Source organism: Pseudoalteromonas sp. PAST1 (genome assembly GCF_021532515.1).
GTDB lineage: Bacteria > Pseudomonadota > Gammaproteobacteria > Enterobacterales > Alteromonadaceae > Pseudoalteromonas > Pseudoalteromonas simplex.
In genome coordinates, this window is record NZ_JAKGBH010000001.1 from 31,351 (window position 1) to 43,704 (window position 12,354).

The 12,354-nt window shown below is 42.2% G+C and carries 13 protein-coding genes and 1 pseudogene; 5 read left to right on the top strand and 9 right to left on the bottom strand.

The window, feature by feature from the left end:
• Positions 1-2 precede the first annotated feature (2 nt).
• Positions 3-1,631, bottom strand: coding sequence for a sodium:solute symporter (locus L1272_RS00120; RefSeq protein ID WP_055020596.1), 1,629 nt, complete (start codon positions 1,629-1,631; stop codon positions 3-5).
• 261 nt (positions 1,632-1,892) lie between these two features.
• On the opposite strand from L1272_RS00120, the gene L1272_RS00125 reads away from it, so the two are divergent.
• From L1272_RS00125 to L1272_RS00140, 4 genes are all read left to right on the top strand, one after another.
• On the top strand, positions 1,893-2,615 hold the full coding sequence (locus L1272_RS00125) for a FadR/GntR family transcriptional regulator (RefSeq protein ID WP_054552285.1): 723 nt from the start codon (positions 1,893-1,895) through the stop codon (positions 2,613-2,615).
• 45 nt (positions 2,616-2,660) lie between these two features.
• On the top strand, positions 2,661-3,440 hold the full coding sequence (locus L1272_RS00130; protein ID WP_235372529.1) for an SDR family NAD(P)-dependent oxidoreductase: 780 nt from the start codon (positions 2,661-2,663) through the stop codon (positions 3,438-3,440).
• 128 nt (positions 3,441-3,568) lie between these two features.
• Positions 3,569-4,276, top strand: a complete 708-nt coding sequence (locus L1272_RS00135; RefSeq protein WP_054552287.1) for a sulfite exporter TauE/SafE family protein — start codon at positions 3,569-3,571, stop codon at positions 4,274-4,276.
• Positions 4,277-4,312: 36 nt separating this feature from the next.
• Entirely contained in the window at positions 4,313-5,188 is an 876-nt protein-coding gene (locus L1272_RS00140) for an SMP-30/gluconolactonase/LRE family protein (RefSeq protein WP_054552288.1), read from the top strand.
• Here L1272_RS00140 and L1272_RS00145 read toward each other — a convergent pair.
• The 3 genes from L1272_RS00145 to L1272_RS00155 form a co-directional block, all read right to left on the bottom strand.
• Complete coding sequence (locus L1272_RS00145) at positions 5,183-6,070, bottom strand: LysR family transcriptional regulator (protein WP_054552289.1); 888 nt, start codon at positions 6,068-6,070, stop codon at positions 5,183-5,185. The genes L1272_RS00140 and L1272_RS00145 overlap by 6 nt on opposite strands.
• Positions 6,071-6,136: 66 nt before the next feature.
• Positions 6,137-6,991, bottom strand: coding sequence for a pirin family protein (locus tag L1272_RS00150; protein ID WP_054552290.1), 855 nt, complete (start codon positions 6,989-6,991; stop codon positions 6,137-6,139).
• A gap of 60 nt (positions 6,992-7,051) precedes the next feature.
• On the bottom strand, positions 7,052-7,477 hold the full coding sequence (locus L1272_RS00155; protein ID WP_054552291.1) for a DoxX family protein: 426 nt from the start codon (positions 7,475-7,477) through the stop codon (positions 7,052-7,054).
• Positions 7,478-7,605: 128 nt separating this feature from the next.
• Here L1272_RS00155 and L1272_RS00160 point away from each other — a divergent pair, with 128 nt between their 5' ends.
• A complete protein-coding gene (locus L1272_RS00160; protein WP_054552292.1) occupies positions 7,606-8,142 on the top strand; it encodes a hypothetical protein in 537 nt (178 codons plus the stop codon).
• 26 nt (positions 8,143-8,168) lie between these two features.
• On the opposite strand, the gene L1272_RS00165 is transcribed toward L1272_RS00160, so the two are convergent.
• The 5 genes and pseudogenes from L1272_RS00165 to L1272_RS00185 form a co-directional block, all read right to left on the bottom strand.
• Entirely contained in the window at positions 8,169-9,011 is an 843-nt protein-coding gene (locus L1272_RS00165; protein WP_054552293.1) for a DUF4198 domain-containing protein, read from the bottom strand.
• A 9-nt stretch (positions 9,012-9,020) separates the two neighbouring features.
• On the bottom strand, positions 9,021-9,521 hold the full coding sequence (locus L1272_RS00170; RefSeq protein WP_054552294.1) for a DUF2271 domain-containing protein: 501 nt from the start codon (positions 9,519-9,521) through the stop codon (positions 9,021-9,023).
• A complete protein-coding gene (locus L1272_RS00175; protein ID WP_054552295.1) occupies positions 9,521-10,153 on the bottom strand; it encodes a PepSY-associated TM helix domain-containing protein in 633 nt (210 codons plus the stop codon). Before L1272_RS00175 ends, L1272_RS00170 begins: the two co-directional genes overlap by 1 nt.
• A 196-nt stretch (positions 10,154-10,349) precedes the next feature.
• A pseudogene (locus L1272_RS00180) lies at positions 10,350-10,739 on the bottom strand (YbaN family protein); the annotation flags it as partial.
• A 224-nt stretch (positions 10,740-10,963) separates the two neighbouring features.
• Positions 10,964-12,283: a porin gene (locus L1272_RS00185; protein WP_054552296.1), complete on the bottom strand. Its 1,320-nt coding sequence runs from the start codon at positions 12,281-12,283 to the stop codon at positions 10,964-10,966.
• Between the last annotated feature and the right edge of the window lie 71 nt (positions 12,284-12,354).

Sequence of the window (12,354 nt, forward strand, 5' to 3'; positions counted from 1 at the left end):
GATTACCAGAAGCGGTAGTAAATAAAGGCAGTAATACCAATAATACCCGCAGTATGAATGTAGTCCCACTTATCTAAGCCGGCAGCTACTTCTTTCATAGTTGCTTTATCTAGGCTTGAGAAAGTAAGACCTTTCAATTGTTCTTCGTCTGCTTGTTTGGTGAAAATACTTACCACAATCATAATCGCAACGACCACGACAAATAGCAGAATACAGTAATATAACCAGTTCATTGTGGTGATCCACGCAAATGATGAACCTGTTAAATCATCTTTAAATGGCAGTAATACTAAGCGGATCATACCAAGCACAAAACCTGATACTAAGCCCACAAAACCCGCTGTTGGAGTGATGCGTTTACTACATAAACCTAGTAAAAATACCGCAGCAATACCTGGTGCAATAAGAGACTGCACACTTTGCAGATATTCATAAAGCACATCGGCAATTAAGCTCATGACGGGTATCCACAGAAGACCTAATACAACAATCACGATAGTGGCAATACGGCCTACTTTCAGAAGGTGCTTCTCAGATGATTCAGGTTTGAATTTCTTATAAAAATCAATGGTAAATAAGGTTGCTGATGAGTTAAATAATGATGCTAAAGAGCTCATAAGAGCCGCTACTAAACCACCAATTACAATCCCCTTAACGCCGGCTGGTAATAGCTCAGCAACTAAAGTTGGGAAAGCTTGGTCAGCACTTTCATAGCTAATAATACCTTTAACATTCAATGCGTATGCAATCATACCTGGTACTAAGAAGATAAATACAGGAAGTAATTTTAAGTAACCAGCAAACATGGTACCGCGACGCGCTTCTTTAATGCCTTTTGCAGATAAAACACGTTGTACGATGTATTGGTCGGTACACCAATACCAAAAACCAATAATGAATGAACCAAATACAATGCCAGGCCAAGGGAATTCAGCATCTGAAGCACTGCGAATAAGGTGCATATTAGCATCGTTGATACGCTCAACTTCTGCCCAGCCACCTACTTTATCTAGTCCAACAACTAATATGACCAAGGAGCCAATAATGAGCACCGGAGTTTGCAACACCGAGGTCCACATAATGGCTTTCATACCGCCAAGTACCGTATAAATACCGGTGATCACGACAAGGCCAATTGCTGAAATCCAGAAGAAGTCGATACCCCAAATGCTCTCAATACCCAAGATTGTTTTAAATGCGATACCGCCGGCATAAACCGTTACCGCAACCTTGGTTAATACATAACTAATCAATGAGATAACAGATAAGAAGGTACGTGATTTAGAGTTAAAACGGCGCTCTAAGAATTCAGGCATGGTGTAGACTTTACTACTCCAATAGAAAGGCACGAAAATCCAACCGAGTAGTAGAATGATCCACGATTGCATTTCCCAGTGAGCCAGTGCCATACCCGATTGTGCGCCTGAACCTGAAAGGCCCACTAAATGTTCCGAGCCAATGTTCGATGCGAAAATAGAGGCACCAATCACTAACCAACTTGCATTACGACCCGCTAAAAAGTAATCAGCGGTGTCTTCTTCTTTTTGTCGCATAGACATCACGACAACGCCTAGTAACAGGACAAAAAATCCTGCTAGCACTGCCCAGTCTAAGGTACTTAGTTCGACCATCGTGTGTTCCACCTAATTTTGAAAGAGAATTTTGCTTTTTTAGTTGTTGAATAAAAATATTATATTATAAATAAGGTAAGTGAAAGAGATTTGTTAAAATAAGGTGACAGTCTGTAGGTAAAATGGTGACTGTATTGTTTGAAATATAGACACTTGTATTAGGCTGTTTTTTGCTTGTTATTGATTTTAATCAATTATTTCCAGGATGACGGAATAGCTTTATAGATGTATCATATTACTCAGATCTTTTGAGGAACACACATGGCGCGTTTAGAAAATTTAAACCTATCACAACAAGTTACCAATGAGCTTGGTAAAGCAATAATTGTTGGTGATTATAACACTGAAACGGGGCTACCAACCGAAGCACAACTTTGTGAAGTGTATGGTATTAGCCGCACAGCTGTTCGTGAAGCAGTGAAAATGCTTGCTGCAAAAGGACTGATTTCTTCTCGTCCACGACAAGGTATTCGTGTTGAGTCGGCGGAGAACTGGAACTTATACGACACAAGCGTATTAAAATGGTTGTTAGAAAGCAGCCCATCACTTTACGTACTTAAAGAATTTCTACAAGTGCGCTTGGCGATTGAGCCACAAGCAGCAGCACTTGCAGCAAGAAAAGGCGACCAAGCAGCCATTGCAGAAATTAAAATGGCACTCGATAAAATGCAAGCGGCAGCAGAAGAGCCAGAAGGCGTAATGCATGAGCCAGATCTTGCCTTCCACACAGCAATTTTACATGCCAGTGGTAACCGTTTTTTCTATCAATTACGTGACTTTATTCGCACCGCATTACACGTAAGTATTCAACATACTACACCTGCTAAGGGTAATAAAAAGGCGATCGCTGAAGAGCACTTTAAAGTGTATAACGCGATTGCAAGCGGCGATCCTGAACGTGCTAAAAACATGATGACGTACATGATTGATGAAGCAATGGCGTTTATTGAAAAAGAAATCGCTGATAAAGAAGCGGCTCAATAAGTATCGCTTCTTGACGTTGTAATTACTTTAAAACAAAAGGTTATCATGCCAAATTCAAACGAGCTAAAAACAGTTTACCCAAGCCTTGCTGGTAAGAGTGTGTTTATTACTGGCGGTGCATCGGGAATTGGTGAAGTAATGGTAACGCGGTTCTGCGAGCAGGGCGCGAAAGTCACCTTTGTTGATATTGCAACTGATCAAAGCGATGCGTTATGCGCTAAATTAGCTGGTAAATATGAGTTTGACCCGCAGTTTATCCATTGCGATATTCGTGATGTAGAAGCTTTAAAAGCGGCTATTGAGCAAACGCGTCAGCAACAGGGTGACATTGGTGTGTTAATTAATAACGCAGCCGATGACACCCGCCATGCCGCTGAGAATATGGATGTGAAATATTGGGAAGATAAGTTTGCTGTTAACTTGCGCCCGTGTTTCTTTTCATCGCAAGCTGTAGTTGAACACATGCAGCGCTTGGGCGGCGGTAGCATTATCAATATGGGGTCGGTAAGTTGGCGTATTAAGCAAACAGGCATGCCAGCCTACACAACCGCAAAAGCGGGAATTGAAGGTTTAACCCGTTCATTAGCTGCTTCATACGGTAAAGACAATATTCGTGTGAATTCACTGGTTCCGGGTTGGGTGATGACAGAGCGCCAAATGACTCATTGGCTAACCCCAGAAATGATTGAAGATGTTCGTTTAAGTCAGTGTATTAACGAAACAATACAACCAGACCATATAGTGAATGCCGCGTTATTTTTAGCTGCTGATGACAGCCGCATGATGACAGCACAATCACTGATAGTGGATGTAGGTTGGACTTAATTAAATTGTTAGTTGCTTTAACTTAAATTAAACCAAAGAAAAAATTTTACACGATCCAAATAGTACTATAATAATAAATAATTATTTTAAACATTTGAATCTAATAGTTAGGAAGGTGGTAAGAAAGTTTGACCGACTTTGTACTTGTTTATTTAATTCTGATTATTGGCGCTTGCCTGCAAAGTGTTATTGGCTTTGGTTTAGGCATGCTATGTGTGCCTGTGCTTTACTGGCTTATGCCAGAGCTGGTGCCTGGGCCAATGATTTTGAATGCGCTGTTTTTAACGTCGGTGTTAATGATTAAACACCGCGGTGCGATAGACATGAAACAGACGGGCATTTCCATTATTGGTGGTGCAGTGGGAGTTATTCTTGCTGCTGTGGTGATGTGGTATGTCAATGCGAAGCAGTATCAACTCTTGCTAGGAGTGAGTATTTTGATAGTGGTGGCATTGTCTATCATAGGTATGAAACCAAAAATTTCTACCATTACAAGCTTACTTGCGTCAATGTCGTCGGGCTTCTTAGGCACCACAACGTCTGCCGGTGGGGCACCGATGGGGCTTCTCTATCAAGCTGAAGATAAAGACAAAATTAAAGCAAACCTGAGTGCCTTTTTTGTATTTATAAACTTGTTTGGCATAATTGTATTGATGCTAACAGGCTCTGCCGATATGGGCGATGTAAAGCTGTTCTTTTTTTGCTTACCCGCCATTTTAATTGGCTGGGGCTTATCGTTTGTGATCAACAATAACCTCAATGAAAAGGCCATTCGCGGTATCATCTTGCTGGTTGCGGGTTTATCTGGTCTAGCACTTATTTTCATACACAGATAGAATGAGAATAGTTCAGCTTTTTGTGTAGTGAAGAAAATGCTCGATGACACCATTAAAATAATCATTTCTAGCCAATGCCAATTGGGCGAAGGTGCCTATTTTGCTAAGGCACATAACTGTTTATTTTGGGTCGATATTTTAGGGCAGCGTTTGTTTCGTTTACAGTGTCAATCGATGCGCGTTAGCCAGTTTACTATGCCAGAACCGATTTGCTGGGTGATGGAAACCGAGCAAGCTGAATTAATCGCAGGCTTTGCCAAAGGCATTTATAAACTAAATAGTGAAGACTTTAGCCGCGAACTTCTTTACTCAATCGATCACGAACCCTCACAAAACCGCTTAAACGATGGTAAAACGTCTCGCCAAGGCTTTGGCTTTTTCGGCTCAATGGACTCTCAAGAGCAAACTGATAGTGGCAAGTTATACCGTTTTGGTCATGGTCAGGCTCCGACAGCAGTAGATCATGACTACACAATTAGTAATGGCCCTGCGGTAAGTAAAAATGGTCAGTTTTTATATTCTACAGACTCAGATAAACAAACAATCTACCGCTTTACTCTGAATGAGCATGGCGAGCTTGCTGATAAACACGAGTTTATTCGCTTTACTGACAATATGGGTTTTCCTGATGGCATGACCGTTGATAGCGAAGATCATTTGTGGGTTGCTGCATGGAATGGTTATGGCGTGTATCGTTTTGCTCCAAGCGGTGAGCAAGTACAGTTTATTCGCTTACCCGCACCGCGTGTTACGAGTGTCGCATTTGTAGGTGAAGAGCTCACGCATCTGGCGGTGACAACAGCGGCAGTAGGGCTCGAAGACTCAGTGCTCGCTGATTACCCGCACAGTGGTGGCGTGTTTATTCTTGAGCCGGGCGTTAAAGGTATTGCTGAAACGCCCTTGAAGCTATAGGTTTTCCATTACTTGATAACGCAACTCGCCAATAAACGAGCGTGCTGCCGGGCCAAGCTTGTCACCGTCTTTAAAGAGTAAATGTAACTTAGCGCTGCGACTGCTGTTATGGGTTAAATTAAGTGCTTTCATTTGCCCTGTCGCAAGTTGTTTTTCTATCGCGACTTTTGGTAACCACGCAAAGCCCAATCCATTACTGATCATATCAATCGAAGTGCGCATATGAGTGACGGTCCAGCGCTGATCGGCACCTAACCAGCCACCATCTTGTTTGTGCTTATTCGCTGAATCGCGAACTACAATCTGGCGGTGTGATTTTAAATCTTCGAGGGTAATTTCACGCTCTATCGCATGCAAGGGATGATCTGGGTGGGCGACGGCAATAAACTCGATATCACATAACTCTTCGTGAAAGCTTGCCGCAATTGGAAAGCCGGTAATAGCAATGTCAACCTGATCGTTTTCGAGCAGTTCATTGCCCCCCATTAGTACAGACTCATGCAGCTCAATACGCAGTTGCGGGTATTGCGATGACGTGTCGTTAAGTACCTTATAAAGCAATTGTTGTGGGAAAATAGCATCAACGGCAATGCGTAACTTACTTTCGATACCTTCACCCAAAGTTTGCCCAATGGCCTCAACTTTAGCGGCTTCATCGAGTAAGTAATTGGCGCGCCGTAGCATCATCTCGCCGGCTTCAGTCAGCACGGTTTTACGGCCTTGAATGCTGAATAATTTTACATCGAGCGCAGATTCAATTTTGCCAACTGCGTTATGAATACTCGATTGGCTTTTATGAATACCTTGTGAGGCTTGGTTAAAGCCTCCAAATTCAACAACAGCACGAAACATGCGCCACTGTTCTAGCGTAATTCTTAGCATGATGTTCCTTTGCTTACTTAACTACCTAATAGTACCTGTAAATGCTGATAAAGTTTACTTTTTAGGTTAGGGCAACTCAATATACTCAAGCTCATCACCAGGAATGCTTGCAAAGCGCTGTGCTTGCCAATCTTGTTTTGCTTGCTCGATGCGCTCTTTGCTGTAAGCAACAAAATTCCAGTGTAAATACGGGACTTTATTGAATTTACTGCCACCGAGTAAAATAAAGCGGCTGTGCATTAGAGTCGTTATTTCGTGTTCGCTGTCATCAAGTAGCACAAAGTCGCCTTGGGTATAGCGAGTATCACCCACACTAATTTCACCGTAAATAACATACACGGCGGTTTCATGATGAGGGTGCGGTTTAGTAATATGACTACCTTGCTCGGCGACTGTATCGACATAAAACATCGGTGAGTAGTTTTTCACTGGGGAGCTTAAGCCATAGGCATCACCGACAATGAGTCGCATCAGCACGCCTTTTTCGATTTTCTCAGGCAATTGCTGTTTTTTGATATGTTCAAAACGCGGTGCTATTTCGGTCATACTCTCAGGTAAAGCAACCCAGCATTGCAGACCATTAATGTCGTGCTCGCTCGCCCGCACTTCAAGGCTTTCTCTTTCTGAGTGCACTATACCGCGACCTGCGGTCATCCAGTTAACATCGCCGGGTTCTATTTGCAGGCTATTACCTAGCGAATCGCGATGGTAAATACTGCCAGTAAATAAATAAGTGAGCGTTGATAGGCCAATATGAGGGTGAGGCCTCACATTTATGCCTTCACCGCGAGGAAAGTGGTTTGGCCCCATGTGGTCAAAAAAGATAAATGGGCCAACCATTTTTTTGTCAAAATGCGGCAAGATGCGTTTTACATCGAGCCCACCAATATCGTGGCTGGTTGCTGTTAATAACGTTGCCATTTTCGCGCTCCCTTAAAAACAAATTCAGCCAACAACTTAGGTCATTGGCTGGTAGAAATATTACGCCTGACTACGTTTTAACACTAGTTGATCTAGGCTGATTTTGCCTGCACCAACACTGGCTAATGCTAAAAAGCCGCCTGCCATCGCAATGTTTTTGTAGAACATTAAAAATTGCATTTGATCATCAAGTTGAAAGTGGAATAGCAAAGCGCTGACTAAGCTGAAACCAGCAAAAGCGATAGCGGTTAGTTGTGTTAAAAACCCTAGTAAAATAAATAACCCGCCAACAATTTCAAAAGCAATCACAAACGGCAGTAAGAACTCTGGTAAACCTACTGATGCCATGTACTGTGCAGTTGCATCAAAGAATTCTATTTTGCTAAAGCCAGTTAGTAAAAAGATGGCCGATAAACCAATACGCGCCAATAAAGTGCTAATATTTTGTAAGTGTGGTTGAGCTGAGATTAAAGTAAAAAGTTTCATAGTAGGTATCCTGTTTAGTTGAGCAGTGTGTCTGCGATGGAGTAACTATAGATTCACTTTAAAAGAATTAAAAATTGTAAAAATAGCGTTTATCATTCTTTAAAAGAGAATTTAAAAGGAGGTAAAATATGAAGTTGTTGTTATTAATAGGGTTTTGTTTTTCGGTGGCTAAAAGTAGTTTGGTGTTTGCTGAACAAAATTTACCAAATAGTCGTCATTATGAGTTGCTAGCTTCAGATATTGCTTTGCAGCAAAGCTGGCAAGTTAAAGACGCAATCAAAGGTTATGAGTTGCTGGAATATCAAATTAACCTTAATAAAGGCACTACTTTAAAGGTTGATTTTGCTCCATCAAATTCAAGCAGCTACTTTAATATTTTACCAAAAGGCAACCCAACAGCTTTGTTTGTTGGCCCGGCAAAAGGTGATCATGCCGAGATTAAAATTCCTGATAATGGCGATTATGTGATTCGAGTGTTTTTGATGCGCAATGCTGCGCGCCGTGATGAGCAAAGTGAATTTACAGCAGATATTAGCGTCGTAAAAAGTACATTAAAAGGCATGCACCCAAGCTGGGATGTCGATGGTGATGGGGTAAATGATTGCGAGAAAGACGGTAGCTGCGATCACACGGTTGACTACAGTCTTCCTCGAAAGTTGAATTAGGCCTTTATTGAGGCCTAATCAGCTTATTATTCAGGCGCTACTTCAAGTGTTGTGAATAATGAGTAGCGTACGTTATCGATATCGGCCTCTGTTGGTTTTTGATCAACTGATGCTTCAATTAGATACATATCGGCGTGAGCGAATGTCACCGTAAAGAAGCCTTTTTTATCGGTTGTTACTTTCACTTCGTCACGCTCGTTGCGGTAGCGTGCACTACCACGAACAATCGCAAGCTCAACGTCGGCAGCTGGTTTGCCATCCATTAATAATTGGAACTTAGCTTCTTCACCAGCAAATAGATCGTTCGGGTGAGTAGGTCCTGAAATTTCTAAGCCTTGACCAAGCAATGTTGGCTTAGAAGTACCATTACGGCTTACAAAAGTATCAACAGTTGCGATTGATTTTACAGTGCGCACGTCGGTTGCGCCTGCTGGTAGGTCTGCTTCTTTTTTACCTGCGAACACACGGCCACGGTTGCCATCTTTGTCTTTATAGAAAGTCATTAGCATTGGCTTTTGCTGCATAGCAATGTGGTAAGTACCGTCTTGCGTTAAGCTCACTGCCGCTGAGTTTTTGCGTTTTAAATAGTATGCGCGAATCGTTTCTTCGACCGGCTTACCATTTGGTGCAAGGGCAACTAATAAGCTGTCGTCATACTCTGCGCCTTTTTGTTTTGGGCGGTATGCTTTATCTGGGCTAAATAACTCATTAGAAATACTGGCATCGATCATCACGTAGTGAGTTTTCTCACCAGATAAAGAAGTGTGAGATGGCATTAACCAACGGGCATGTGCTTGTGCGTAGCCAGATGCAAGTGCTGTGAAGGTCACAGCGCCGATCAGCGCTGTTTTTAATAATTTTAATTTCATTGTTTGTCCTTAATTACTGGTAATGGTAACAAAGCTAGTCGCGAACTCTTTTTCGCCTTTAATTGTGACTTTGCCGTCTTTTGTTAAGTCGATTTCAACGCGGGTGTAATCTCGGCCACCTTCTTCACGTACAACTTCAACATTAAGTAGGTAGCTGCCAGGTTTAACTGGATTACCTTTTAAATCTTTACCTTGCCATTCAATCGTATAAGTACCTGGGCGTTTTGTTGCACCTGTCACACCATCAAAGTTGTCGTTGCTACGACCGGCTTTTCGCCACCACTGACGTAAGTCTTTAAACCATTCAGCTTTTTCGACCCAAAGTGCAATCGTGGTAACGTGTTTACGTTCAGGTGTTTCTAGCCATAACGCCACGTAAGGGCGATGATATGGAGAAACATCTAGCTCAGGTAAGGTAAATTCAACGGTGAGGTTGGGATCTTTTGCAAAGCTCAGTGGGCTGAATAAACAGCCAATTAGTAGAGCAACGAGTAAGTGGGCTTGTTTCATTAAGATACTCCTTTAAGTTGAGGCACCCAAACTAGATAAATAACCAAAGGCGTGGCAACACCAAGAAGCGTTAACCAAAGACCTGCGGCACGTTTTTTACGGTTTTGAAAGAGAATAAATAATCCGGTGACAGCAAACAGAATCATCAAAACAGCTGAAATATCAATCACCCAGCTCCATGCTTCACCTGTATGGCGGCCTTTGTGTAAGTCGCCGATCAGACTCATAAAGCCACCGGTTTGATAATCAATATTAAGTTCACCGGTTTGAAAATCGATTTCGGCGTAGGCAAAGCCAGCCGGAAGCGGGTAGTCGAGCATCACCAAGGCATCTTCTTTTTCCCACTCAATACTTTTTACATTGCTGAGTGAAAACTGCTGTTGCATGTATTGTTCTATTTCAGGGTAAAGGCTTGGCAATGTGTCGAGGTTTGTTTGCGCTTTTTCAAATAACTCAGCAGAAACAAGTAGTTGGTTCTGACCATTATGTTTATCATTTTCGAGCCAACTAACGTGGTTAAGGATGATGCCGCTGACACAAAATAAAATAAGTAAAAAGAATAAGGCCGTTGAAAGGTATATATGCAAGGCACGGCTAACGCTATAAAAGTTGCGTTTGTTAAATGAGAACATAATGCGGTTTATTCGTTAAAGATACAAATATGATAATGATTTGTATTACTGATAACAAGCAGGTTTACGTTCTTTACATTTCTTTGTGCTAGAAATGAATAGCGAGATAAGCCATAACTGCTAGCTGCGAGCTGAGAAAACAGGCAAGCAACATCAAGCGCATCTGTGTGGTTATATTAACTTGAATTAGGGTTGGTTTATTGGGCGCAGATGGGCGGTTAATTAAATAGGCTAATACGCTCAATTCAATCACTGCCACAAGATACATCACCCAAATGGGTGCGGCACTTTGTAGTAAAAAAGCATATCCGATAGCCATACCAAAACCTGCTAAAAACTTAGCACGGGTAGGAACAACCTTATGCTCTTGCCAAAACCTTAACGGTTGGCCGTATCTAGGGTGGTTTAGCAGCCAGGCCGAGAGTTTGGGTGATGAGCGGGTAAAGCACGCCAATGCTAGTATAAAAAAGATAGTCGTAGGCATCACAGGTAATGCAATACCTATGATACCTAAACCCACCATCAATAACCCGAGTAATTGATAGCAGCCATTTTTATAGGCGTTAAACGCCGCTCTCACATTCATCAATAAAGTTGGGCCTGATAAAACTTAAATCGTTGTAGTGCTTGTTCGATACCTATGATCAAGGTGGTTTGTATTTATTGGTTTTAGCAACATAGTCTACACCATGTTGTTTATTTAACTTTAGCTCAGCTTAATATTATTAGCTAACACTATAGGTAAACTTACTTTAAACAAATGAAAAGCCCAGTTTAAACTGGGCTTGTAGGTCTTATTTTTGGCTATTTCTAGAAATAATAACCAATATTGATATTGAAGCGAGTTTCGGTGTCGTCGCTGTCGCCAGCAATTGAACCGCCAACAAATGGTTGGTTTTTCGCTTGTACAAAATCAAAATAAGTGAATAAGCCACCTGCGGCAACAGATACCCCTGTTACATTCATCCATGTATCTTCGCTGTTATCTGACTTGTCATAAATAATGCCGTAGTCATTATAAAACTGCAGGTTTGTTACCGGACCCCACTCTACAGGCAGGCTGTAAGCGATATTGGCATTTGTCATGGTTGCTTCTGCGGCAATGCTATCGTAAAAAGCATAAGCACCCACAGCCATACGGTCGACGTTGTCGATATCGTAGTTATACTCACCATGTTGGAGCTGGAAGTTCCATGGGCCAATAGTACTGTTTAAGTGCAGTGCCCAAGCGTAGTAATCGCCGGCTTTGTCTTCGCCGTCATGCAAACCACCTGATAACGCAGAAACACCTAGCTCGGTGGTGCCGCCGTCATGCTCAAAATGATAGCCATAACGGCCAGAGAAGGTATTGTACTCACCAATCGGATTGGTTGGTTCGGCATAAACACCTTCATCAGCAGAGCGGAAACCGACAACATCATATGAGTAGCGGTCGCTTCTATCGTCTACATAGCCGTCAACACCACCTAGCTCATCATTTTTGAAAAAGCCGAGATCAATTTGCCAGTTATCAGCAATTTTGCGCTTGAATAGAACACCTAAATCATGATCATCTTCAAGACCTATATAATAAGTAGTGCCAAAGAAATAGTTGTGCGAGTTGTAAGGCCAGTTACCAAAAGGCACTTTGGTAATACCTGCCTGCACCTGCCAGTCTTCAGCAAAGTCATAGGCTGCATAGGCATATTTAACTGCAGTCATGTAATCGAAAAAACGGATCTCAGCGTTAAGCTGTACATCACCGACATCGCCTGCAAAATTTAGTCTGAAGATGTCAAAGTCGAAGTCGCCACCGCGGTTTTTATTACCATCGTCATAGGATGTATGGCTGAAGTTGGTACGTACTGCACCCCCAACCTTAATGCCAGATTCTTTTTTAGGAGCTTCAACAGCCGCTGTTTGCTGCTCAAGTTGCTTTTGTTGCTTTGCTACTTGTGCATCAATTTGCGCTTGTTTCTCGGCTTGTTGCTGTGATTTTTCTTCTGCAGCATCAAGTTTGCTTTGCAGTTGCTGCATTTGCTGTTTCAGTAACTGCAGCTGTTTTTGAAGGTCATCAATTTCAGATGCCTGACTAAGACTTGAAGTTGTGCCCAAGGCTATTGCGAGGGCTAACTTTGATAGTTTAAGCATGAATTTTCGCTAGTGTTGGAATGGGTACTACCAAGCATAGTTGATATTCATGCTGAACCCAAGACTAGCCA

Coding starts and splice junctions, on each gene's coding strand:
- L1272_RS00145 (WP_054552289.1), bottom strand. CDS start 6,070: ATGCTAAGAATTACGCTAGAACAGTGGCGCATGTTTCGTGCTGTTGTT.
- L1272_RS00185 (WP_054552296.1), bottom strand. CDS start 12,283: ATGCTTAAACTATCAAAGTTAGCCCTCGCAATAGCCTTGGGCACAACT.
- L1272_RS00160 (WP_054552292.1), top strand. CDS start 7,606: ATGAAGTTGTTGTTATTAATAGGGTTTTGTTTTTCGGTGGCTAAAAGT.
- L1272_RS00120 (WP_055020596.1), bottom strand. CDS start 1,631: ATGGTCGAACTAAGTACCTTAGACTGGGCAGTGCTAGCAGGATTTTTT.
- L1272_RS00155 (WP_054552291.1), bottom strand. CDS start 7,477: ATGAAACTTTTTACTTTAATCTCAGCTCAACCACACTTACAAAATATT.
- L1272_RS00170 (WP_054552294.1), bottom strand. CDS start 9,521: ATGAAACAAGCCCACTTACTCGTTGCTCTACTAATTGGCTGTTTATTC.
- L1272_RS00165 (WP_054552293.1), bottom strand. CDS start 9,011: ATGAAATTAAAATTATTAAAAACAGCGCTGATCGGCGCTGTGACCTTC.
- L1272_RS00125 (WP_054552285.1), top strand. CDS start 1,893: ATGGCGCGTTTAGAAAATTTAAACCTATCACAACAAGTTACCAATGAG.
- L1272_RS00130 (WP_235372529.1), top strand. CDS start 2,661: ATGCCAAATTCAAACGAGCTAAAAACAGTTTACCCAAGCCTTGCTGGT.
- L1272_RS00175 (WP_054552295.1), bottom strand. CDS start 10,153: ATGTTCTCATTTAACAAACGCAACTTTTATAGCGTTAGCCGTGCCTTG.
- L1272_RS00150 (WP_054552290.1), bottom strand. CDS start 6,991: ATGGCAACGTTATTAACAGCAACCAGCCACGATATTGGTGGGCTCGAT.
- L1272_RS00140 (WP_054552288.1), top strand. CDS start 4,313: ATGCTCGATGACACCATTAAAATAATCATTTCTAGCCAATGCCAATTG.